At 62.5% G+C, this 21,061-nt stretch carries 23 protein-coding genes; 13 read left to right on the plus strand and 10 right to left on the minus strand.

Annotation, left to right across the window (positions count from 1 at the left end; genetic code table 11):
• Positions 1–4 precede the first annotated feature (4 nt).
• Entirely contained in the window at positions 5–961 is a 957-nt protein-coding gene (locus INR99_RS03205) for an SPM autocatalytic domain-containing protein (protein WP_194114836.1), read from the plus strand.
• Between the two features lie 43 nt (positions 962–1,004).
• Here the strand turns inward: INR99_RS03205 and INR99_RS03210 are convergent, their stop codons facing one another.
• The 3 genes from INR99_RS03210 to INR99_RS03220 all read right to left on the minus strand — a co-directional run bounded on the left by INR99_RS03210 (position 1,005) and on the right by INR99_RS03220 (position 3,397).
• Complete coding sequence (locus INR99_RS03210) at positions 1,005–1,841, minus strand: class I SAM-dependent methyltransferase (protein ID WP_194114837.1); 837 nt, start codon at positions 1,839–1,841, stop codon at positions 1,005–1,007.
• A gap of 63 nt (positions 1,842–1,904) precedes the next feature.
• A complete protein-coding gene (locus tag INR99_RS03215) occupies positions 1,905–2,405 on the minus strand; it encodes a GNAT family N-acetyltransferase (RefSeq protein ID WP_194114838.1) in 501 nt (166 codons plus the stop codon).
• Between the two features lie 29 nt (positions 2,406–2,434).
• Positions 2,435–3,397 carry a LysR family transcriptional regulator gene (locus INR99_RS03220; RefSeq protein ID WP_194114839.1) on the minus strand — a complete coding sequence of 321 codons (963 nt, stop codon included), beginning with the start codon at positions 3,395–3,397 and terminating at the stop codon, positions 2,435–2,437.
• A gap of 92 nt (positions 3,398–3,489) precedes the next feature.
• Here INR99_RS03220 and INR99_RS03225 point away from each other — a divergent pair, with 92 nt between their 5' ends.
• From INR99_RS03225 to INR99_RS03255, 7 genes are all read left to right on the plus strand, one after another.
• Positions 3,490–3,654 carry a hypothetical protein gene (locus INR99_RS03225; protein ID WP_194114840.1) on the plus strand — a complete coding sequence of 55 codons (165 nt, stop codon included), beginning with the start codon at positions 3,490–3,492 and terminating at the stop codon, positions 3,652–3,654.
• Positions 3,655–3,784: 130 nt separating this feature from the next.
• Positions 3,785–4,027 (plus strand): FeoA family protein, encoded by a 243-nt coding sequence (locus INR99_RS03230; protein WP_194114841.1) that lies wholly within the window; start codon positions 3,785–3,787, stop codon positions 4,025–4,027.
• Entirely contained in the window at positions 4,024–6,303 is a 2,280-nt protein-coding gene (gene feoB, locus INR99_RS03235) for a Fe(2+) transporter permease subunit FeoB (RefSeq protein ID WP_194114842.1), read from the plus strand. The genes INR99_RS03230 and feoB overlap by 4 nt, the downstream gene beginning before the upstream one ends.
• Before the next feature lies 1 nt (position 6,304).
• Complete coding sequence (locus INR99_RS03240; RefSeq protein WP_194114843.1) at positions 6,305–6,538, plus strand: FeoC-like transcriptional regulator; 234 nt, start codon at positions 6,305–6,307, stop codon at positions 6,536–6,538.
• 91 nt (positions 6,539–6,629) lie between these two features.
• Complete coding sequence (locus tag INR99_RS03245) at positions 6,630–6,968, plus strand: hypothetical protein (protein ID WP_194114844.1); 339 nt, start codon at positions 6,630–6,632, stop codon at positions 6,966–6,968.
• Between the two features lie 113 nt (positions 6,969–7,081).
• Positions 7,082–7,444, plus strand: a complete 363-nt coding sequence (locus INR99_RS03250) for a hypothetical protein (RefSeq protein ID WP_194114845.1) — start codon at positions 7,082–7,084, stop codon at positions 7,442–7,444.
• Between the two features lie 16 nt (positions 7,445–7,460).
• Positions 7,461–8,000: a DUF1523 family protein gene (locus tag INR99_RS03255; RefSeq protein WP_194114846.1), complete on the plus strand. Its 540-nt coding sequence runs from the start codon at positions 7,461–7,463 to the stop codon at positions 7,998–8,000.
• A 57-nt stretch (positions 8,001–8,057) separates the two neighbouring features.
• On the opposite strand, the gene INR99_RS03260 is transcribed toward INR99_RS03255, so the two are convergent.
• The 3 genes from INR99_RS03260 to INR99_RS03270 form a co-directional block, all read right to left on the minus strand.
• On the minus strand, positions 8,058–8,819 hold the full coding sequence (locus INR99_RS03260; RefSeq protein ID WP_228098043.1) for a sulfite exporter TauE/SafE family protein: 762 nt from the start codon (positions 8,817–8,819) through the stop codon (positions 8,058–8,060).
• Between the two features lie 71 nt (positions 8,820–8,890).
• Positions 8,891–9,151 (minus strand): hypothetical protein, encoded by a 261-nt coding sequence (locus INR99_RS03265; RefSeq protein WP_194114847.1) that lies wholly within the window; start codon positions 9,149–9,151, stop codon positions 8,891–8,893.
• Positions 9,152–9,183: 32 nt separating this feature from the next.
• A complete protein-coding gene (locus INR99_RS03270; protein ID WP_194114848.1) occupies positions 9,184–10,437 on the minus strand; it encodes a TIGR03862 family flavoprotein in 1,254 nt (417 codons plus the stop codon).
• Positions 10,438–10,616: 179 nt separating this feature from the next.
• Between INR99_RS03270 and INR99_RS03275 the strand changes: the two genes are divergently transcribed.
• Both INR99_RS03275 and INR99_RS03280 read left to right on the plus strand, forming a co-directional pair.
• Positions 10,617–11,054, plus strand: a complete 438-nt coding sequence (locus INR99_RS03275; RefSeq protein WP_194114849.1) for a hypothetical protein — start codon at positions 10,617–10,619, stop codon at positions 11,052–11,054.
• A 54-nt stretch (positions 11,055–11,108) separates the two neighbouring features.
• The gene (locus INR99_RS03280) at positions 11,109–11,600 is read left to right on the plus strand and encodes a GNAT family N-acetyltransferase (RefSeq protein ID WP_194114850.1); all 492 of its coding nucleotides are present in this window, start codon (positions 11,109–11,111) and stop codon (positions 11,598–11,600) included.
• Positions 11,601–11,701: 101 nt separating this feature from the next.
• On the opposite strand, the gene INR99_RS03285 is transcribed toward INR99_RS03280, so the two are convergent.
• Together INR99_RS03285 and INR99_RS03290 are read right to left on the minus strand one after the other, a co-directional pair.
• Positions 11,702–12,808 carry a carbohydrate-binding protein gene (locus INR99_RS03285; RefSeq protein ID WP_194114851.1) on the minus strand — a complete coding sequence of 369 codons (1,107 nt, stop codon included), beginning with the start codon at positions 12,806–12,808 and terminating at the stop codon, positions 11,702–11,704.
• A gap of 273 nt (positions 12,809–13,081) precedes the next feature.
• On the minus strand, positions 13,082–13,351 hold the full coding sequence (locus INR99_RS03290; protein WP_194114852.1) for a GIY-YIG nuclease family protein: 270 nt from the start codon (positions 13,349–13,351) through the stop codon (positions 13,082–13,084).
• 128 nt (positions 13,352–13,479) lie between these two features.
• On the opposite strand from INR99_RS03290, the gene INR99_RS03295 reads away from it, so the two are divergent.
• The 3 genes from INR99_RS03295 to INR99_RS03305 all read left to right on the plus strand — a co-directional run bounded on the left by INR99_RS03295 (position 13,480) and on the right by INR99_RS03305 (position 18,050).
• Entirely contained in the window at positions 13,480–15,132 is a 1,653-nt protein-coding gene (locus tag INR99_RS03295; protein WP_194114853.1) for a methyl-accepting chemotaxis protein, read from the plus strand.
• Between the two features lie 77 nt (positions 15,133–15,209).
• On the plus strand, positions 15,210–16,994 hold the full coding sequence (aceK, locus tag INR99_RS03300; RefSeq protein WP_194114854.1) for a bifunctional isocitrate dehydrogenase kinase/phosphatase: 1,785 nt from the start codon (positions 15,210–15,212) through the stop codon (positions 16,992–16,994).
• Positions 16,995–17,030: 36 nt separating this feature from the next.
• Positions 17,031–18,050: an extracellular solute-binding protein gene (locus INR99_RS03305; RefSeq protein ID WP_194114855.1), complete on the plus strand. Its 1,020-nt coding sequence runs from the start codon at positions 17,031–17,033 to the stop codon at positions 18,048–18,050.
• Between the two features lie 33 nt (positions 18,051–18,083).
• On the opposite strand, the gene INR99_RS03310 is transcribed toward INR99_RS03305, so the two are convergent.
• Together INR99_RS03310 and creD are read right to left on the minus strand one after the other, a co-directional pair.
• Positions 18,084–19,391: an MFS transporter gene (locus tag INR99_RS03310; protein ID WP_194114856.1), complete on the minus strand. Its 1,308-nt coding sequence runs from the start codon at positions 19,389–19,391 to the stop codon at positions 18,084–18,086.
• Positions 19,392–19,492: 101 nt separating this feature from the next.
• On the minus strand, positions 19,493–20,932 hold the full coding sequence (gene creD / locus INR99_RS03315) for a cell envelope integrity protein CreD (RefSeq protein ID WP_194114857.1): 1,440 nt from the start codon (positions 20,930–20,932) through the stop codon (positions 19,493–19,495).
• Positions 20,933–21,061: the final 129 nt, after the last annotated feature.

Raw genomic sequence — 21,061 nt, forward strand, 5'->3', positions numbered from 1 at the left:
CATCATGCACATCATCGCCAGCGAATTCGCCCTCCAGGCGGAGCATCAGCATACCGAACTGCAATGGCAGACCAGCCGGCTGGTCAATGCCGGCGGCTTTGCCGCCCTGCTGGACCCGCTGGTGCAGCAGGGGGCCTCCGTGTCTGGCTGGCCAGCGCCTCCCGGCCGTGGCGGGCAGGATGAATCGCTGCCTGTACGGCAGCGCTGTTTCCGATCCCTGATCGAGCTCTTGTTTCACGACCGCTGCCAGCAGCTGGCGCACGACAGCCCGGCCACCGCCGACCCGGCGGCGTCCGCAGCTCCGCCCGATCTCTCCGCCCTGCAGGTTGAAACGGCGACGGTGCACTATGAATCCGAACAGTGCAGCTTCAGTGCCAGTGGCTCGGTCTGTCTGGCCGACGGCAGCCGGCGGCAGCTGGCGGTGGATTTCCGGCAGGAGCGTGAGCAATTCAGCGCGCAATTCAGCCGGCGCGGCCTGCTCACCGACCCGCTGTTTCTGGACCGTGCTGATCCGGCGACGCCCGCCGGCGCGCATCCATGCCGTTTCGATCTGGATGCCGACGGGCAGGCCGAATCAGTCAGTCTGCCCTCCCGGGCTGACGTGCTGTTTCTGGATCGTAACGGCAATGGCCGTGCCGATGATGGGCGCGAGCTGTTTGGCGTGCAAAGTGGTGATGGCTTTGCCGACCTGGCGCAGCTGGATCAGGATCACAATGGCTGGATCGATGAAGCCGACCCGGATTTTGCCCGGCTGCGGCTGTGGCAGCCGGCGGATGAGCGGGTTCAGTCACTGGCGGCCGCCGGCATCGGCGCACTGGGAACGCGCAGCGTCGCTACGCCCTATCGCTTGGTGCAGGACGGCGACACCTACGGCCAGCAGCGTGCCAGCGGGGTTTGGCTGGGCGAGCAGGGCGGTATCGGTACGCTGCGGCAAATTGACGTGCGCAGCACCGATACCTGAGTTTGTATATCTCGATAGGCCTTATTAAATAGGCTCTGCAGGCTTATATCTTGGCTGGAATGAAAAAGCGTTCGGCGAGCTCTTCCAGCCCCAGCTCGGCGAGCAGCGCGGTTAGCCGCTCGCTGGGCTGCGCTTTCGGTGCGCCCTTGTATTCGGCGATGATCAGCTCGTTCTTCATCGAATGTTCCCAGCCGACCAGCTCGGTCACGGTGACCTGATAACCGTGTGCTTCCAGCTGCAGGCAGCGCAGCACATTGGTGATCTGGCTGCCGAATTCGCGCGTGTGCAGCGGATGGCGCCAGACTTCCGAGAGCGGCGAACTGCTGGTGCGCGGCTTGTTGCGCTTGAGCACGCTGGCGACCTCGGCCTGGCAGCACGGCACCAGCACCATGTAGCGCGCCTGCTTTTCCAGCGCAAAACGGATGGCATCGTCGGTGGCGGTATTGCAGGCGTGCAGCGCGGTCACCATGTCGATCCGTGCGGGCAGCTTGTCCGAGGTGATCGAATCCGCCACGCTCAGATTGTAAAAGCGCATGCCCTGCTGGAACTGCAGCTTCTGCGCCAGCTTCATCGACGACTGCACCAGTTCGTCGCGGGTCTCGATGCCGAAAATCTTGCCGGCGGGCGCACGATCCTTGAAGAACAGGTCGTAGATGATGAAGCCGAGATACGACTTCCCCGCGCCGTGGTCAACCAGCGTGATGTCCTGCTTGGCGGCAGTCAGCTCGGTCAGCAGCGGCTCGATGAAATTGAACAGGTGATACACCTGCTTGAGCTTGCGGCGGCTGTCCTGGTTCATCTTGCCCTCGCGGGTCAGGATGTGCAGGGCTTTCAGCAGTTCGGTCGATTGACCGGGACGGATTTCGGGGTGCTCGCTCATGGCTAGGTGCTGGCAGGGAGAAAGAGCGCGATTATCCGCCAAAACTGTCCCGCGCTACAGCGGCTAGACCATTGGCTTGTACATCACATGAGCATCGACGTAGCCGAGCCGGGCGTGGCGGAAGGCGTCGGGCAAGGTACCGACGATGCTAAAGCCCAGATGCTGCCAGAGTCGCACTGCGCGGGTATTGGTGGCAACGACCAGATTGAACTGCATCGCGCGAAAGCCGTGCTGGCGAGCCAGCGCCTGCGAATGTTCGCACAGGCGTGTCGCCACCCCCTGTCCTTGCGCCGCCGGGCTGACGACGTAGCCGCAATTGCAGACATGCCCTCCAAGCCCGGTCTGGTTCGGTTTCAGGTAGTAGGTGCCCAGCAGCTGGCCATCCGGCGCGCGTGCGACCAGCGTGGCTTGCGGCAGGGTGATCCAGGCGTGGCGAACTGCTTCTTCGCTGCTGGCGGGGTCAAAGGCATACGTATCACCATCGGCAAATGTATCGCGCAACAGCGGCCACAGTTCGACCCAGTCGGATTCGGAGAAGGGACGGATCAGGATCTCGCGGGACATGGCAGCTTCTCTGGTGGCTTGGGGTGATCTTACACGCCGGGGCGGCGCACTGCCGTGGCCGGGGACAGTGCGATATCGGGATGTTCGGGTTGATAGAGGGCGGCGCGCAGGCGCGGGAGTAGTTCATCAATGAAGACGCGGTATTTGCGCGGCAAGGGCTGGCGGAAGGGGTGTACCAGATAGATCGGCGAGAAATGGCCGTGCCAGTCGGGCAGCACCGGCTGCAGCAGCCCCAGCTGGCGGTAGCGTTCGCCGACGAAATGCGGCAGCTGGCAGATGCCGTGTCCGGCAATCGCCGCCATCGCCAGTGTCGGGTTATTGTCACTGCACAGCTGGGCGGTCAGCGGCACGGTGATTTCCTCTTCGCCGCGATACAGCGTCCACAGCCGGTTGTACTGGAAGTCGTCATTGATCAGCACGTGGTGCTGTGCCAGATCCTGTGGCCGGGTCAGTGGCGGATGCTGCGCCAGATAGCTGACCGAGGCATAGAGGCGCTCCATCGAAAAGCCGGCCGGGTGCGCGACCAGCCGGTCATCACCGACCGTGCGGGCGCGCAGGCAGAAATCCAGCCCTTCGAGCAGCGGGTCCTGCAGACGGTTGAGGGCATCCAGGCGCAACTGCAGTCCGGGGTGTTGCTGCAGAAATTCGGCCAGCAGCGACGAGAGTACGTATTGCGCCAGCGACGGCGTGGTGCTGATGCGCAGGCTGCCTTCCAGTGATTCCTGTGCTTCTTCGGCATCCAGCCGCACCTGCTCCAGCAGTTCGCGCATGGCCACGGCGTGCGGCAGCAGGCGATGGCCGGCTTCGGTCAGTGTCATCCGCCGCGTGGTGCGCAAGAGCAGCACGGTGCCCAGTTGTTGCTCCAGCAGGCGTAGCTGCTGGCTCACGTGGCTCTTGGCACAGCCACGTTCCTGCGCGGCGGCCGTGAAACTGCCCAGTCGCACCAGTGCTTCAAATGCCAGTAGCGCCTCGGGAGGGGTGTTTGTTCTCATATGTGAACAGTTTATTCGGAAAATCAGCCTTATCGCCAGATTGATCGGGATATAGCATTCAATCATTGTCATATTCCGAACAGTAGACGACCATGTTGAACTGGCTTAGTGAACTTACCGCCTTTCTGATTCCCGAGGCGGCCTGGCGCGATGAACCGCAGGCCGATCTTTTCTCGCACGGCTGGCAATTCCAGGACACGCAGTGGTGGAACGAGCAGCAGCACGAGGCGGCCGAGGATGAGACTGCTGTGCATTGAATCGACCTTGTGGCCCAGTGTTAACGACCATTAATCGTCTTGAGACTGATTTTCAATTGATTCTGGTCAAGCTCTGGCGCTACCATCCGGTTATAGTGAGAATCACTCTTGATCACAGAGCCGGATATCCATGCAATTGGCAGAACTCGCCGCTGGCCAGCGCGGCATCATTTCAGGTCTATCCCAGGGAAACCGCAGTTACCGCCAGCGCCTGCTGGCGATGGGCGTGACTCCGGGTACCCCGTTTACCGTCGTGCGGGTTGCGCCGCTGGGTGATCCCTACGAAATCACCGTCCGTGGCTATACGCTGACGCTGCGCAAGCACGAGGCTGCGCTGCTGGAAGTCGCCCTGCATGAGGGTGATGCAGCATGAGCGGCTTTACCATTGCCCTGCTGGGCAACCCCAATTGTGGCAAGACGACGCTGTTCAATGCCCTGACCGGCAGCCGCCAGCAGGTTGGCAACTGGCCGGGCGTCACAGTTGAACGCAAGAGCGGCTTTCTGCGTGAAGGTACCCTGCAAGTCGAAGTCGTCGATCTGCCCGGTGTGTATTCGCTGAATGCCGCGCCGGACAGTTCGGCCGACGAACAGGTGACGCGCGATTACATTCTGTCCGGCAGCGCCAAATTCATCGTCAACATCGTCGATGCCAGCAACCTGGAGCGCAATCTCTACCTGACCACGCAACTGCTGGAGCTGGGCGTGCCCTGCCTGGTGGTGCTGAATATGGTCGACGTGGCAGAGCGGCAGGGGGTCAGCATTGATGCCGGCCTGCTCGCCGAGCAGCTGGGCTGCCCGGTACTGGCGATTTCCGCCAGCAAGAAGCGCGGGCTGGATCAGCTGAAGAAGGCCATTTTCGCCCAGCAGGCCAGCGCGCCCGGCCTGCAACTCGATTTGCCCGAGAAGGTCGGGTATGCAGTTGCAGCCATTGCTGATGCTTTGTCTGGTGTACATACAGCACAGAGTTTGTCGAAAGACTGGCTGGCACTGAAGCTGCTCGAAGGTGATCATCTGGCCGAATCGCTGTGCCCGGCGCACAAGCATCTGGTGGCCGATCACCAGGCGGCGCTGCTTGCCGAATACGATCTGGATGCCGACATTCTGATTGCTGATGCGCGCTACCGCTTTGCCAACCGCCTATGCGCGGCGGTGCGCCGTGACCATGGGCTGGTATCGCGCCATGTGACCGAGAAAATCGATCGCGTGGTGCTGAACCGCTGGCTGGGCCTGCCAGTGTTTCTGCTGATCATGTATCTGATGTTCCTCGCCACCATTCACGTGGGCTCGGCCTTTATCGACGTGTTTGACCAGTCGTTTGCCGCCTTGCTGGTCGATGAAGTCGGTGCCTTGCTTACCGCGTGGCATGCTCCGCAGTGGCTGGTGGTACTGCTGGCCAACGGCATGGGCGGGGGCATCCAGACCATTGCCACCTTCATTCCGGTGGTCGGCTGCCTGTATCTGATCCTTTCCGCGCTGGAGGATTCGGGCTACATGGCGCGTGCCGCCTTCGTGATGGATCGCGCCATGCGTGCGCTGGGCTTGCCGGGCAAATCCTTTGTGCCGCTCTTGATCGGTTTTGGCTGCAATGTGCCGGCGATCATGGCCACCCGCACGCTGGAAACCCGCCGTGACCGCATTCTTACCGCGATGATGGCGCCGTTCATGTCCTGCGGGGCGCGCCTGCCGGTGTATGCGCTGTTTGCTGCGGCCTTTTTCCCGCACAACGGCCAAACCATCGTGTTTGCGCTCTACCTGATCGGCATCGCGTTTGCCGTGCTGACTGCCTATCTCTTGCGCCGTAGCCTGCTGCCGGGTGATGGCGCACCGCTGGTGATGGAATTGCCGCTGTACCATCGCCCGACACTGGGCACGGTGCTGCGCCGCAGCTGGGATCGTCTGCGTGATTTCGTCATCAACGCCGGCCGCGTGATTGTGCCGATGGTGATGGTGCTGTCCATGCTCAACGCCATCGGCACCGATGGTTCCTTCGGCCATGAAAACAGCGAAAAGTCGGTACTGGCCAGTGTGGGCAAGGCCGTTGTGCCGGTGTTCGAGCCGCTGGGGCTGGATGAGAACAACTGGCAGGCTGCAGTCGGTCTGGTAACCGGTGTGCTGGCCAAGGAAGCCGTTGTCGGCACGCTCAATGCGCTGTACAGCCAGAGTGCGGGGGCTGCCGCCGAGGCCCCGAAAACGCTGACCGAGAAGCTGGCCGATGCCCTGGCGACGGTACCGGCCAATCTTGGCGCCATCGTCGACAAGCTGGCCGACCCGCTGGGGATGAGCATTGGCGACGTGAGCAATGCCGATGAAGCGGCCAAAACCCTGGATGCCAGCACCGGTACCTTCGGCGCGATGCAACAGCACTTCCACGGAGCCAGCGGCGCATTTGCCTTCCTGCTACTGATCCTGCTGTATACCCCGTGCATGGCCGCACTGGGTGCCATGAAGACCGAGCTGGGCACCGGCTGGGCGGCCTTTGCGGCTGGCTGGACTTTGTTCGTTGGCTATAGTGCGGCAACTGTGTTCTACCAGCTCAGCCACTGGTCGGCGCAGGCGCTGATGGTGCTGGCGGTACTGGTGGCGGCCTGGATTGTTCTGCTGATGACTGGCCGCTATCTGGGGCGTCAGCCGCAATGGCAGGAGGTGTGAAATGGGTTTGATCGAATTGCGCGATTACCTGCGAGACAAGGGTGAAGTCGCCGCTGCCGACATCGCCCGTCACTTCGGTGTGCAGATGTCTGCGGTTGATCAGCTGGCGGGTGAATGGGTAAAGCGCGGCAAGCTGGCCCAGTCACTGCCGGGTGGCAGCTGCAGCAAGAATGGCAGCGGCTGCTCCGGCTGCTGCAGCTCGCCCACGGGTTCCTTCTACCGCTGGCTGGGCTGATCGGCGAAAGCGCCGGGCTTTTACCTGCATCAGAACAGGGCTGTGTGCTTGCGGCACAATGGCAGGCTGACCTCTTCTTCGCAGGCTACGCATGGATCTCGCCACGGCACACCGGGTGCTCGCCAGCTGGGATAGACCGCTGCCCCGTTATTTCTTCTGGTATCTGCTGATTCCCGCTGCACTGACCGTGCAGCGCGCGGATCCGGCGCATTTCAATTACCTTGGCGCAGGGGGAGTCCGCCTACGCTGGTGGTATTTGCTGCGGCTGCTACTGGCCGCCCTGCTGCTGATCGGTCTGGCGCAGCCGGCCGTTGCCGTGGCGCTGCCGGAATCGCTGCTGCTGCTGGTGCGACTGGTCGTGCTGCACGAGCTGGCGCTCAGCCTGGTATCAGCGCTGGCTTACTGGGCGATGCGCGAGCCCTCGGCCTGAGTCGTCGAATATCCGGCCAACTCCTCGCCGCCTGCTGGCAACAGCGGGCGGTTTTGTTTTGCCTGATGCTAGCAGCAAGATTACTATCTTGGTCAAACTAACCAGGAGTCCACATGCGCAGCTACGCCCAAGCCCCCGACCGTGAATCGCTGATCGAACAGGCCAAGGAAATGATGCTGGCCGGCCAGAAACGCTGGGAAGTTCGCGAGTACATTCTCAGCCAGGTGCGGGACGAGGCGCTTGCCGAACAGATCATGAAAGCCGCCAAGAAACAGGAAGGGCGCGAATCGCGCTCGATCGGCCGTGGCGAGGCCATCACGGGCGGCGTCCTGCTGGCGGCCGGCGCGCTGTTGGCGTTTTTGTCCTATTCGGCGGCAGAAGCTTCTGGCAGCCATTCCTTCATGATGCCGACCGGGCTGATCCTCGGCGGCATTGTCGTGCTGGTGCGCGGCTTTCTGCGTTCGCTGACCGGCTGAACCTCTGGACAAGCATATGCGACAGAAGCTGCGGAAAGTCCTCTTTGTCTTGCTGGCGCTGTTTGCGCTGGCAGGTACCGTGATGCTGGATTATTTCCTGCCGGAAAAGACCATCGCCAAGGTCACCGGGGTGGAAGTCAAGCTGAGCGACAAGGATGGGCCGGTGAGCAAGAGCAACCCGCTCGATGGTCCGGCGACCGATGTGTATTACATCTACACCGAGCAGGATGTGGCCGATGTGCGCGTGTACCGCAACGAGGATACGCGCTGGGGCTGGCCCTTTTATTTCAAATTTGATTCCTCCGATGTGCAGGCACGGGCCAAGGCACTGGAATTCGAGAAGCAACCGGCCTTGATTACGTCCTACGGCTGGCGCATAGCCATGTTCTCGGTGTATCCCAATGCGATCTCGGTCAGTCCGGCTGCGCCTGACACTACGACCTGGAGTTTCTTCCGCTGGTTCTGGTTTGCCCTGTGGGGTGTGCTGCTGCTGGTTCTGGGCTGGAGTACGCACCGCCTGACACGCGTTCGGCCGGCGCCGCTGCCCGAGAACTGATCGTCCCGGCGACCGTAACAGGCATCCCCGCTCGGCGTGCCGGCGGTCAACCCTGATTCAGCCGGCGATTTGCTGCCAGAGCAGCCTGCCCAGCAGGACGAGCGCCAGCGTCAGAAACAGGCGCCGCAGCCAGTGATTGCCACCCCGCAGGGCCAGCCGGGTGCCGACCTGAGCCCCGGCGATATTGGCCAGTGCCATTGGTATCGCCAACTGCCAGAGCAGCAATTTGGCCGGAATGAAGAAAACCAGTGCGGCCGCATTGGTCGCCAGATTCACCACCTTGGAGCAGGCCGACGCGCGCAGGAAATCGAAATGGAAGCTGCGCACGAACAGGAAAATCAGAAAGGTGCCGGTTCCTGGGCCGAAAATGCCGTCGTAAAAACCAATGCCGCAGCCCAGTGCCGCACCCAGCAGTGCATCGCGGCGAGTGAGTGGGCGGCCGGCATCTATGCTGCCCAGAGCAGGTCGGCGCCAGAGGTAAACCAGCATGACCGCAAGTAGGACGATAACGATCGGGCGGAACCAGCTGGCCGGCAAGGTATGCGCCAGTTGTGCCCCCGCAAAGCTTCCCGCAAACGCCATGACTGCGCTTGGCAGGATGATCTGCCAGGGTATCGCGATGCGTCTGGCGTAATTGAAGGCCGCCGAGGCGGTACCCCAGATCGAGGCGAATTTGTTGGTTCCTAGCAGTGCCGCCGGCAGTTCACGCGGCAGGATGCCGAACAGCCCGGGCAGCTGGATCAGTCCCCCGCCGCCAATCGCTGCATCGATCAAGCCGGCGATAAAGGCGATGGGCAGCAGGAAGTACAGGGCATCCAATGGGCTTTCCCGGATGAGGCAGAGCCAGCACTATGCCGGCACAGGCTGCAGCCGGCCATTGCGGATAACCTTCAGGAACCTGCCGGCTGCGAGGCGGATGGCATTGACGCGGCGGCGGGCGAGGATGCCGTGGCGTATTCGGCCAGGGCGGTAGCCCCACTGACACCTGCTGCCCCCACATCCCAGACCAGCCCCGCCGCCGTGGTCGTGACACTGACGGCTGTTCCGGCCAGGCTGATCGCCGCCCCGCCGACCACGGCGGTGGTGGTGACCACGGCGCAGCCGGTCAGCAAGGGGACGATGATGAGCAGCAGGGTATACAGACGTTTCATGGGGCGAGCTTGCGGGTATATGGCTGAATGCTTTATGAATTGCCGGCTTGACGGGTATCGCTGGCAAGGTATTGCAGCAGGCCCCGTGCGGCAGCGCGGCCGGTGGCAAAGCAGGCCGTGAGCAGATAGCCTCCCGTCGGCGCTTCCCAGTCCAGCATTTCGCCGGCGCAGAACACGCCGGGTAGGGCCTGCAGCATGTAGTTGTCATCAAGCGCGGCAAAGCGCACGCCGCCCGCCGAACTGATGGCCTCGTCGAGCGGGCGCGCCGCCACGACCGGCAGTGGCAGCGCCTTGATTGCCGAGGCCAGAGCGGCCGGGTTCTGCATGGCCTCCTTGCCCAGCAGTTCGTAGAGCAGGCCAAGCTTGGCCCCGCCCAAATTGAGCTTGCTCTGCAGGAAGCTTGATAGCGATTTGGCACCGCGTGACGTGCTGACTTCGCGCAGCACCTTGTCGTGGCTGAAGGCCGGCAGCAGATCAAGCAGCAGCGTGGCATGGCCGTCGCATTCCAGCTGTTCGCGCAAGGCTCGCGCATGTGCGTAGACCAGATTGCCCTCGATGCCGCTGGCCGTGAGCACACATTCGCCAACACGGAAGGGCGAACCAGCGACACTGGCGGCGATGTTTTTCAGCGCACTGCCGGCGTATTTGTCGGCGAAGAATTCGCCCCAGCCACAATCAAAGCCACAGTTGGCCGGCGCCAGTGGCGTAATGGCTACGCCGCGCGCGGCCAGCAGGTCTTGCCAGGCCCCGTCCGAGCCCAGCTTTTTCCAGCTGCCGCCACCCAGCGCCAGCAGCGTCGCATCGGCGTGCAGGCTGATTTCGCCCTCCGGTGTGGCAAAGTGCAAGCCGCCTGCCGCGTCCCAGCCCAGCCAGCGATGCCGCACATGCAGCGTGACACCCGCCTGTTTCAATCGCGCCAGCCAGGCGCGCAGCAGTGGTGCGGCCTTCATTTCGCGCGGGAACACTTTACCCGAGCTGCCGACGAAGGTTTCGATGCCCAGCCCGTGTATCCAGGCGCGCAGCGCATCGGGATCAAAGGCCCGGATGGCGGGCTCCAGTGCGGCGCGCCCGTCGCTGCCGTAGCGATCAAGCAGGGATTCCAGTGCTTCGGAGTGCGTGATGTTCATCCCGCCGACACCGGCAAGCAGGAATTTGCGCCCCGGCGAGGGCATGGCGTCAAAGAGCTCGACCCGGATGCCGGCGGCAGCCAGAACTTCGGCCGCCATCAGCCCGGCCGGGCCGGCACCGATGATGGCAACGTGGGATGGGGCGCGAGCAGAAGGCATGAGGTAACCGGTGGATAAAGTAGCGATTCTACCCGCAAGCCACTGGCGGCGGGCGCCTTGCCGCCGGTCGGGTGCGGCTCCGCCGTGCGGTGGATTTGCCACCGCCCATCCGTTGCCCGGCGTTTTCTTACGGCGATGAGCTAGCACGGAGATATTGGTAAGCGATAAAGGAGACGACCATGGTGCGAGTACGTTTGCTGGCCGTGTTGCTGGCCAGTCTGTCCATGCTGGCCTCTGCCGCCGGCACCGATGATCCTGCTGGCCATGATGCCGGCGATGACAAGGGCGGAGTGAAGCCGGCGAGCCAGAGCGACGATCCTGCTGGCCATGATGCCAGGGATGACAAGGGCGGGGACCGTGACCGCGCCGCCAGTGATGACCCGGCTGGGCACGATGCCGGCGATGACCGCGGCGGAGCGCGTTCGGGACGCAGCGAGAGTAGCGGGCGTAGCTCCGATGATGGCGGCAGTCGAGGCCGTGGCGGGGACGATGGAAGCGGCTCGGGCAGCGGTTCGGGTAGCGGTTCGGGAAGTGGCTCGGGAAGTGGCTCGGGTAGCGGTTCCGGCAGTGGTGGTCGCGGCGGTGGCGATGATGGCGGAGGTGGCGGACATCGCTAATCGTCGGAGTGAATGGGGCGGGTAAAATGGCAGGTTTCTGTTCCGGAGCCTGCCATGACCGCATCCTTGCTGACCCGCGCCGTGAATTTCGGCCAGCCTGCCGACGCTGCTGCCTTTATTGCGTTGCTGGATCACTATGCCAGCGATCCGATGGGGGGCGGCAGCGGACTTTCCGCGTTTGCCACGGCCAATCTGGTGCCGCGGCTGGCGGCGCGCAGTGACTTCTTTGCCTTCATTGTCTGGGCGGGCGACCAGCCGGTGGGGCTGATCAACCTCATCGAGGGGTTTTCGACCTTCGCGGCGCGCCCCTTGCTGAATGTGCACGATGTAGTGGTGCACGCCGACTGGCGCGGTCGCGGCGTGGTGGATGCGCTGTTTGCCGCGGCCGAGGCGCTGGCGGTGCAGCGCGATTGCTGCAAGCTGACGCTGGAAGTGCTCGAAGGCAATCCGCGCGCGGCAGCCGCTTACGCCCGCTGCGGTTTCAAGCCCTACGAGCTCGACCCGGAGTTCGGGCGGGCGGTGTTCATGGAAAAGAAGCTGCCATAATTTGAGGGGTATGCCTCTCTACGCTAATCAAATCAATATCTGCATGGCTATACATAAGAAACCGCCCTGGCGGGCGGTTTCGGTTTAGCGGCTCACCTGGCTTACCAGGCCATGGTGCCCATGCGGGTGTGCCACAGCAGGGTGCTGGGGCGGCAGGCATCACCATTGCAGGCCCAGGTGCTCAGGTACTGATCCGGACTCTGCGGATTCCAGTACGTACCATTGCCCTTGGGAATCATGACGGTGACGCCAGTGCCGGCACCATTGAAGCCATCCCAGGTGAATAGCGTGGTGCCAGGCGCATACTGGCAGACGCCATTGCTGTCGCGCATGACAAAGCGGGAGCTGTCCGGTGGCAGGGTGGCAACCGGGCGCGGCAGGAATTGCAGGAACTGGCTGGCGCTGACAGTTGTCACGACCTTGCCATCCATGCGGATTTCCCAGCGCTCCGGTGGTGTGCCACTGCCATTGCCGATATAGCTTTCGCTGGTGGCAACCGTGCAATCGTTGCTGGCGTAATAGCGGATTTGCCGGTGCGGCAGATAACTGCTGTGGCTGACATGCAGGACCACTTCACCGCTGGGACGCGTTTCCTGCTGCACGAATACGCTATACGGTGCCGGGCGCCCCGTTGCCGGAGCGACAGGGGCGGGTCCGAGGCTTTCCCAGGGGCCCCACTGGTCACCCGGGGTATTCCCCTGGGTCCACCACTTCGCACGGTACAGTCCGGCCTGAAACACCGCCTGATCGCCGGCATTGTAGATCCGGTCCTTGTCCCACGGTTGCGGGCCGCTGCCGCTGGCCTGCAACTCCCACGCTCCGTAGGCGTTCCCCGGTGCCTCGTTCTGTGTCCACCATTTGGCCTTGTAAACCTGACCGTTGTAGCTGGCCAGTTCGCCACCGTTGTAGATCTTGGCACTATCCCATGCCGGGGCCGAGAGGCCGCTGCCCCCTGGTATGCCCAGTTTGTCGCTTTCGGCGTCGCTGAGCGAAGGCATGCTTGCGGTATAGCCATAGCTCTTGACTGGGCAGGGGATCGGGCTGGGCGTCGGTGTGGCACTGATTTCCGGATAAGTTACTGGCAGTTTGCCATCAAGGCCGACAGGACGTGGCGGAGGGGAGATTGGCGGAGGGGAGCAGGCTTGGGCGGCCGCGCTGGCCAGCAGTAGCCCGCCACATAGCCAGAAGGCTTTCAGCGAGTGGTTCATCAATTTTCCTCATCTTCCTGGTTTTGTCGTGGTTATCCTGTCCAGCTTCGATGCGAGCCTTGCGGATAAGGGATAACCCGTACAGAGTGGCACAGAAAATGCAGGCGTCAAGCCGCGGCAGTATCTGCTGATACAGTTTGCGGCGTGCAGGCAACAAGGGGGATGGAGTGCAAAAGCGTGGAGTATGCTAGACGCGACATACATGACCGCCTATGCGCTTGCTGCCATTTCAAATCATGGCCTTGAGAGATATACGTGCGCTCTTTGCGCTGGTCAGTGCGCGGCGTGCCAAGGCCCGGTCAGTTGGAGAGCCAGCTCACGCTTGGCGTGAGCAGTCAGCTGCTTGATCCGGTATTCCAGCTGTGAGGCCGCGCTGCGATTCGCAGCACACAGCACGGCCAGCAACTTTTCTGGCGGGTGCGAACGCGTGTAGCGGGCGCCGCGCCCGCTGGCGTGTTCGGCGTAGCGCCGCCACACCGAGGTGGTGATACCGGTGTAGATGCTGCCGTCAGTGCATTCGATCAGGTAAACAAACCAGGTCATGCCCGAACTATGCCACAGGAAGCGACATGGTCTGTTGTCCGGTCTGCACTACTCTGAAGCATGCTGATTGCGGCTGAGGCACACGGCACACTAGAATCCATTAAAAATTACTAATATAAGTCACCACGATGCGCATACTCAGAAACCTCTCCCTGCCGCGCAAGCTGCAGTTGGCCTTCCTGCTTGTCTCCTTGCTGACAGTCGGGATTTTTACCGCCCAGTCCGTGTCATCGGCACGCCAGTCGGCCTTGCGTGCCATCGATGCCCAGCTGATGTCTGCAACCCGCAGCTATGTGCTGCTGCTGGGGGCGGATTATCACGACAAGCTGCCCCCGCGGGAGCAGGCAGATCTGCCTCGCAAGCATGCCGAGGCACTGAAACTCACCGAAGCGACCAAATTCCTGGGATTGAATTACCTCTACAGTTACGTCGTGCGCGATGGCAAGGTGCTGTACACCCAGGCCTCGCTGTCGGATGAGCAGGCCAGAGACCCGAGTTTCGAGTTTTATCTCAAGCCCAGCGATACGCCGGAAACCGATGCCGATGTGATCCGGGCCGTGCAGACGGGCCAGCCGGTCTTTCTGGAAAGCAATAATCCGCAGTATGGTGCCCTGCGCTCGCTGTTCCTGCCGCTCAAGAACGCACAGGGTGAATTCTACGTTGCCTGTGCCGACATCAGTGCCGAGTTGGTCGCGACACAGGTGCGCGCAGCGGGCCTGACCGCACTGGTGACCGGTGTGCTGCTGCTGCTGCTGGCCATCGTGGTGTCACTGCTGCTGGGGCGTGCACTGGCGCGCCCCCTGCTGCGTCTGCGCGACATGATGCAGGCACTGACCAGCGGACATGGTGATCTGACTATCCGGCTTGAAGTCGATTCCCGTGACGAAATCGGTGACATCGCCCGGCATTTCAATACCTTCATGGAACAATTGCGGCAGATGTTCCTGCTGTTGCGGGATGATACGGTCAAGCTGACCAGCGGGGTGCAGCAGCTCGGGCGAATGACCGAGCAGCTCTCCGAAGGTGCCCGCGAGCAGGCGGATACCGCCAGCGCCACGGCGGCTACCATCGAACAGATCACGGTCAGCATCAATCACATCGCGGATTTCACCCGGGATGCCAATGCCAATGCACAGGAAACCGGCAGGTTATCCGAGCGTAGCGCACAGAGCGTCACCGAGGTGGCGGGTGAGGTGGATGGTGCGGCGACCGCAGTGAACAATCTGGCCGGTGTGATGGCCGGGCTGGATCAGAGTTCTCAGCAGATCAGCGCAATCGCCGGGGTGATCAAGGACATTGCCGACCAGACCAATCTGCTGGCACTGAATGCCGCAATCGAGGCTGCCCGTGCTGGCGAGCAGGGGCGCGGCTTTGCCGTGGTGGCCGATGAAGTGCGCAAACTGGCCGAGCGCACCGGTACGGCCACCGTGGAAATCGACCGCATGATCGGCAGCATCCGCAGCCAGACCGATGAGGCGCTGGCCAGCATGCAGCAGACCCACTGCGCGGTACAGGATAGTGTCGGCAAGGCTGCCAGTGCGGCCGACCAGATCCGTGACATCCGTGAGCGCATGGCGCGTCTGGTTGAAGGCGTGGGCGAAATTTCCACGGCGGCCTCCGAGCAATCGGCGGCGACGACCATCATGGCGCAATCGGCCGAGCGCATCAGCCAGATGGCCCAGCAGGGCGAGCAGTCGATCAGCCTGGCCCGCCGGGTTTCGGATGATATGGCTGAACTTGCCAGCCAGTTGCAGGCCATGGTCGGGCGCTTCAGGCTGTAACTGCCGCCGTTTCAGGCGCCCGCAGGGCGGCTGGAAATAACCTAGACTGAAATCGTCTTTTGCCCGGAGCGGTTTCAATGAATATGCCTGCAGCGGTTGCCCAGACAGTTACCCCGCGAGCACTGGCCCAGGCCATTCTGGATGGTTTCAACCATCACTACCATGTGTTCCGGGCCAGTTGCCACCATGCCCAGGCCAATTTCGAGGCGGGTGATGCGGCCGCGCAGCGCGCTGCTGTGCGCGAGCGTATTGCCTACTACGATATCCGGGTGCGCGAGGCGACCGAACGCCTGAAGCGCGAATTTGCTGCCGACAGCCTGCCGGTAACGGACTGGGCGCGCATCAAGACCGAATACATCGGACTGCTCAACCAGCACAAGCAGCCTGAGCTGGCCGAGACCTTTTTCAACTCGGTGTGCTGCCGGCTGCTGCATCGCAGCTATTTCCACAACGATTACATTTTCTACCGGCCGGCCGTCTCCACCGAATACCTCGAGGCCGAGCCGCCAAGCTGGCGCAGCTATTATCCGACCCACGCCGACCTGTACCAGACCCTGGCGCGGGCCCTGGCCGATTTCGGCTTTCGCCTGCCCTTTGAAAATCTGCAGCGGGATCTGTGCCATGTGGTGCGGGCGCTGTACCGGCATCTGGGCAAGCTGCCGCGACTGGGCTACGGTGCGCACTTGCAGGTGCTGGTCGCACCATTTTACCGCAGCAATGCGGCCTATGTGATCGGCCGGCTGCGCTGCAATGGGCAGGACCAGCCTTTTGCCTTGGCACTCTATCGCAGTAGTGCTCGCGAGCTTTACATTGACGCGGCGCTGTTTGATCCGCTGATGGTGCGGCAGCTGTTTTCCATGTCGCGCGCGTATTTCCTGGTCGATATGGAGGTGCCTTCGGCCGTGGTCGGCTTCCTGCACGAGCTGCTGCCGGACAAGTCGCGCGCCGAGCTCTATACCATGGTCGGGCTCGGCAAGCAGGGCAAGACCATGTTCTACCGCGAGCTGATGCATCACATGCGTCATTCCAGCGATCTGTTCCAGTTCGCTCCAGGCATCAAGGGCATGGTGATGATCGTGTTTGCGCTGCCCTCGTTTCCCTTCGTGTTCAAGGTGATCAAGGACGTGATCGCGCCGCCCAAGGAAGTCAGCCGGCAGCTGGTGCGCGAAAAATACCAGCTGGTGAAACAGCATGACCGGGTTGGCCGCATGGCGGATTCACTGGAGTTTTCCGATGTGGCATTGCCGCGTGCGCGTTTTGCTCCGGAGCTGCTGGATGAGCTCAAGCGGCTGGCGCCGAGCATGGTCGAAGAAGACGGCAACACGGTGGTGATCCGCCATCTCTACATCGAATGCCGCATGCAGCCGCTGAACATCTGGCTGGATACGCACAGCGGGCAGGACATCGAGGACAAGGTGCGCGATTACGGTAATGCGCTGCGCGAGCTGGCGATTGCCAACATCTTCCCCGGTGACATGCTGTTCAAGAATTTCGGCATTACCCGGCTCGGGCGCGTGGTGTTCTACGACTACGACGAGATCGAATACATGACCGATTGCGATTTCCGCCGCATTCCGCCGCCACCGTCACCCGAATTCGAAATGAGCGGGGAGGCCTGGTATACCGGCAACAAGGGCGAGGTGTACCCCGAGGAATTCGGTACCTTCCTGTTGACCCATCTGCCGGTACGCAAGGCCTTCATGAAATACCATCGCGATTTGCTGACCCCCGAGTTCTGGCAGCAGGCCAAGGCGCGCATCCAGGCCGGCCAGCATCAGGACTATTACCCGTACCCGCAAAGCCTGCGTTTTCCGCGGCAGAGCTGCGCGGAGCCGCCAGCAGGCGGCCGCATCTGTGGCTAAGATGAAACACGATAGTCATCTGGACGGGATGTGGCCATGACAGGATGGAAGGCACTGACTGCACTGCTGCTTGCGCTGCTGCTTGTCCCAGCCCAGGGCATCGAGGTGCTCAGGGTGCTGGCATGGCCGGGCTACGCGGAAAAGGAACAGGTCCGCCTGTTCGAGAAGAAATACAACGTCAGTGTTGTGGTGTCGTATGTGTCTTCCGATGACGAGCTGTGGCGGCGGGTCAGCAAGAATAACGGTGGCAATTTCGATGTGGTGGCGATCAATACCGCCGAATTGCAGCGCCTGATCGACCAGAAACTGGTACAGCCCATCGATGCTGGCCGCGTGCCCAATCTGGCCCGACAGCTGCCGCGCTATCGCACCATTCCCGCGCTCAGCCGCAATGGCCAGCGTTTCGCCGTGCCGTATGCCCACAGCGAGATGGGGCTGATCTACAACCGCCAGCTGGTCAGTGTGGCCCCGCAATCACTGGCGGAATTGTGGAATCCGAAATACCGCAATCAGGTGCTGGCTTACGATGGCAGTGCGCACAATTTCAGCATTGCGGCGCAGCTGCTCGGGTTTTCCGATCCGTTCCATCTCAGTGCCGAGCAGATGCAGCAAGCCATGGTCAAGCTGATCGAGCAGCGGCCGAATGTTCTGGCCTACTACAAAACGCCGGAAGAAGTGGTCGACCTGTTCAACGAAAACAAGGTCGCGCTGGTCTATGCCAACTATGGCGAGCAGCAGGTGCAGCTGCTGCGCAAGGCAGGCGCGGATATCGGCTATGTGATTCCGAAGGAAGGTGCGCTGGCCTGGCTTGATTGCTGGGCCATCCTGCGTGGCGCGCGCAATCGCGAGCTGGCACATGCCTGGCTCAATTTCAGCCTGGATGCCGAAATGAGCCGGCAGCTGGTTGTCGAGCAGGGCCTGGGCAATACCCTGCAGGATAGTGATGCCCTGTCATCCGGGGACAAGATCATCTGGCTGGAGCCAGTCGAAAATCCCGCCGAGCGAGCCAATCTGTGGGCTCGCATTCTCGGCGGGCATCGTTCCTCTCGACCCTAGCAGGCTGTTTTCAACAAGCTGCTGGGTGCTCGCTCAGCCTGCCTGTGCCGCCAGCGCCGGCATCGGCTTCAGTTTCAGCAGCCACAGACCCAGCACCACACCCTGGCCGGCCAGTGCCATCACATAGTGCGCGGGAGCCAGCGGGTTGTCTTTCATCCACAGCGAAACCATTACCGGGGTCAGGCCACCCAGCACGGCATAGGCGACGTTGTAGGAGAAGGACAGACCGGTAAAGCGCACCTCGGCCGGGAAGGCACAGATCATCACAAAGGGCACTGCACCGACAATGCCGACACTGAAGCCGGCCAGTGTGTACAGCGCATACAGATTGGCCGCACCCGCCGCGACATCGCTGTAGAACAGATGGGTACACACGCCCAGCAGCAGCGAACCGGCGATAAAGGTGATACCTGCGCCGACACGGTCGATGACCCAGCCTGCCAGAACGCAGCCCAGCGTCAGCGCGACAATCGCCAGGCTGTTGGCCTGCAGCGTCACGGCTGGCGCAATGCCGAACTGCTTTTGCAGCAGCGGCGGAGTCATCAGGATCATCACCACGATGGCCGCAGACAGCAGCCAGGTCATCAGCATCGACAACAGTACGCTCTGGCCGTGTTCACGCAGCACCTTCTTCAGCGGCAACTCCTCCGCCAGTGCCTTGCGCGCCTGCAGTTCGGCAAACACCGGCGTTTCCTCCAGCCAGCGGCGCAGGTACATCGCCAGCAGGCCAAAGGCGCCGCCCAGCAGGAAGGGAATCCGCCATGCCCAGGCGCCGATTTCCGCCGGGGTGTAGTAGCGGTTGATGAAGGTGGCAATCAGCGATCCCAGCAGAATGCCGAAGGTCAGCCCGGCGGTCAGTGTGCCGCAGGCAAAGCCGACATGGCGGCCAGGAACGTGTTCGGACACGAACACCCAGGCGCCGGGCACTTCTCCGCCAATCGCCGCACCCTGCAGGATGCGCAGCAGCAGCAGCAGGATCGGCGCCCAGATGCCGAGCTGGGCATAGGTGGGCAGCAGCCCCATCAACAGTGTCGGCACCGCCATCAGGAAGATGCTCAGCGTGAACATGCGCTTGCGCCCGAGCAGATCGCCAAAGTGCGCCATCACGATGCCCCCGAGCGGCCGTGCCAGATAGCCGGCGGCAAAGATGCCGAAGGTCTGCACCTGGCGCAGCCAGTCGGGCATGTCCGGCGGGAAAAACAGCTTGCCGATCACGACCGTGAAGAAGACAAAAATCACGAAGTCGTAGAATTCCAGCGCGCCGCCCAGCGCCGCCAGCCCCAGTGTGCGGTAATCGTTGCGATTCAGTGGCCGGTGTGCGCCGGCGAGTGGAGTGCTCATCCCGATGATCCCTGTATTGGTGTAGGTGTTATCCCGGGGATTGAAGCACAAAGCCCCGCGCCTTGTCCTTGCCGACGGGCGCGGGGTGTGGCGGCTGGGGCTCAGTTGCCGCTTTGCGGAGCCGCCTCGGCTGAGGCCGGTGTCAGCGAAGCCTGCTGGCGTACCCGTGGCGGGCGCGGCGTGTCGTTGCCCCCCAGGCTGCTCCAGTCGAGTTTGCGGGTCAGGATCATCACGGCAGCCAGCAGGCCGAACAATGTCAGGCTACCCATCAGCAGGGCCATGTCCTCGGATTGCAGGATGCCGTAGAGCAGGCCGTACAGCGTGGCCAGTACCGCCGCGAAGCCACTGCCGCGACGCCAGCCGGCAAGCATGAAGCTGACGTAGTAGCCCAGCAGAGCCACCGAGGCGCTCGCGGCAATCCAGTAGGCGTAGGCAAAGCGCAGATGCTCGGACAGGGACAGAGTCAGCAGGAAGAACATCGCCAGCGACAGGCCGACCAGGGCGTACTGCACCGGATGTACCGACAGGCGCTTCATCACTTCCATCAGAAACACCGCGCCGAAGATCAGCAGGATGAACAGCTCGGCATATTTCTGCGTGCGCTCGTTCAGGACATAGCGGTCAACCGGATCGATCAGCCGCAGGCCGAGCTGGGATTCGCTGCCGCAGTGTGCGACGGCGGCGGCTTCATTGTTTTCGGCGGTGCAGGACTTGCTGGCACTGGCGCCGCCGGTAGCCAGCTCGCTGGTCTGCCAGCGAGCACTGAAGCCCTGCTGGTTGACCTGGCGGGATACGGGCGCATAGCTGCCGGAAAAGCTCGGGTGCGGCCAGTTGCCGGCCAGCTGCACGCTGCTTTCCTTGCCAACCGGTTGCAGCAGCAGTTGTGAGGTGCCGGCGAGCTGCAGCTTGAGCTCGAAGGCCAGCTCTTGCGCTGCACCGTTCCAGTCCAGCGGCGCGTGCACGCCGCTGCCGAGGCGATCGATGCCGCTGCCGGGCTCGAAGGTAATGTCACTGCCGGCAGAACCCTTGAGCTGGCGGATGCCGCGCACGTCGCTGATTCCCATCGCGATAAAGGGCTGGCCAACGCGGGTGCTGACCCGTTCGCGGTTGGACGCAGGCGCGCGCTGCAGGGTGCTGCGATCCGGCAGGGTGAAGCTGCCGCTCAGTTGCAGTGCGCTATCGTAGACCGGCGCTTCGAAAATGCCCCGGCGCAGGGCTTCGACACTGAGCTTGCCGTCGGCGGCAAAGCGCTCGGGAGCGATGATCAGCTGCATGTCGTTGCTGCTTTCTTCCCAGCGCGTGGCCGTCACCGCCCCCTTGCTGTCGGTGATGTCCTTCAGCGTGGCGACGGTTTCGGTATAGGGGATGACCAGGAAAGGCCCGTTGATGATCTGCTCGCCCGCGCTGAATTGCGCGATTTCCTGGCGTACTTCGGCAGCGCGCTGCTGCCGTTCGTTCAAGAGCGAGCGCACAGCGCCCATGATGACCAGTAGCCCGACAATCAGCGCCAGGCAGGTGAGAATTTTCCAGACAAGTTTCATCGCAATCTCCAAGACGGGCCTGCAGCAGCCCGGACAAGGCCAGCATGACAGCGGCACATGGAGGTGCGATGGAGCGAATGTGGAGATTGTGTGGAGATGCGGCGAACCGGGGGGCGGAGCCGGTTTGCC

Origin of the sequence: Chitinilyticum piscinae (assembly GCF_015223195.1) — a bacterium.
GTDB classification, from domain to species: Bacteria; Pseudomonadota; Gammaproteobacteria; order Burkholderiales; family Chitinibacteraceae; genus Chitinilyticum; species Chitinilyticum piscinae.

Excerpts from the sequence above, each read along its gene's own strand:
- INR99_RS03205 (WP_194114836.1), top strand. The coding sequence starts at position 5 with ATGCACATCATCGCCAGCGAATTCGCCCTCCAGGCGGAGCATCAGCAT.
- INR99_RS03210 (WP_194114837.1), bottom strand. The coding sequence starts at position 1,841 with ATGAGCGAGCACCCCGAAATCCGTCCCGGTCAATCGACCGAACTGCTG.
- INR99_RS03215 (WP_194114838.1), bottom strand. The coding sequence starts at position 2,405 with ATGTCCCGCGAGATCCTGATCCGTCCCTTCTCCGAATCCGACTGGGTC.
- INR99_RS03220 (WP_194114839.1), bottom strand. The coding sequence starts at position 3,397 with ATGAGAACAAACACCCCTCCCGAGGCGCTACTGGCATTTGAAGCACTG.
- INR99_RS03225 (WP_194114840.1), top strand. The coding sequence starts at position 3,490 with ATGTTGAACTGGCTTAGTGAACTTACCGCCTTTCTGATTCCCGAGGCG.
- INR99_RS03230 (WP_194114841.1), top strand. The coding sequence starts at position 3,785 with ATGCAATTGGCAGAACTCGCCGCTGGCCAGCGCGGCATCATTTCAGGT.
- feoB (WP_194114842.1), top strand. The coding sequence starts at position 4,024 with ATGAGCGGCTTTACCATTGCCCTGCTGGGCAACCCCAATTGTGGCAAG.
- INR99_RS03240 (WP_194114843.1), top strand. The coding sequence starts at position 6,305 with ATGGGTTTGATCGAATTGCGCGATTACCTGCGAGACAAGGGTGAAGTC.
- INR99_RS03245 (WP_194114844.1), top strand. The coding sequence starts at position 6,630 with ATGGATCTCGCCACGGCACACCGGGTGCTCGCCAGCTGGGATAGACCG.
- INR99_RS03250 (WP_194114845.1), top strand. The coding sequence starts at position 7,082 with ATGCGCAGCTACGCCCAAGCCCCCGACCGTGAATCGCTGATCGAACAG.
- INR99_RS03255 (WP_194114846.1), top strand. The coding sequence starts at position 7,461 with ATGCGACAGAAGCTGCGGAAAGTCCTCTTTGTCTTGCTGGCGCTGTTT.
- INR99_RS03265 (WP_194114847.1), bottom strand. The coding sequence starts at position 9,151 with ATGAAACGTCTGTATACCCTGCTGCTCATCATCGTCCCCTTGCTGACC.
- INR99_RS03270 (WP_194114848.1), bottom strand. The coding sequence starts at position 10,437 with ATGCCTTCTGCTCGCGCCCCATCCCACGTTGCCATCATCGGTGCCGGC.
- INR99_RS03275 (WP_194114849.1), top strand. The coding sequence starts at position 10,617 with ATGGTGCGAGTACGTTTGCTGGCCGTGTTGCTGGCCAGTCTGTCCATG.
- INR99_RS03280 (WP_194114850.1), top strand. The coding sequence starts at position 11,109 with ATGACCGCATCCTTGCTGACCCGCGCCGTGAATTTCGGCCAGCCTGCC.
- INR99_RS03285 (WP_194114851.1), bottom strand. The coding sequence starts at position 12,808 with ATGAACCACTCGCTGAAAGCCTTCTGGCTATGTGGCGGGCTACTGCTG.
- INR99_RS03290 (WP_194114852.1), bottom strand. The coding sequence starts at position 13,351 with ATGACCTGGTTTGTTTACCTGATCGAATGCACTGACGGCAGCATCTAC.
- INR99_RS03295 (WP_194114853.1), top strand. The coding sequence starts at position 13,480 with ATGCGCATACTCAGAAACCTCTCCCTGCCGCGCAAGCTGCAGTTGGCC.
- aceK (WP_194114854.1), top strand. The coding sequence starts at position 15,210 with ATGAATATGCCTGCAGCGGTTGCCCAGACAGTTACCCCGCGAGCACTG.
- INR99_RS03305 (WP_194114855.1), top strand. The coding sequence starts at position 17,031 with ATGACAGGATGGAAGGCACTGACTGCACTGCTGCTTGCGCTGCTGCTT.
- INR99_RS03310 (WP_194114856.1), bottom strand. The coding sequence starts at position 19,391 with ATGAGCACTCCACTCGCCGGCGCACACCGGCCACTGAATCGCAACGAT.
- creD (WP_194114857.1), bottom strand. The coding sequence starts at position 20,932 with ATGAAACTTGTCTGGAAAATTCTCACCTGCCTGGCGCTGATTGTCGGG.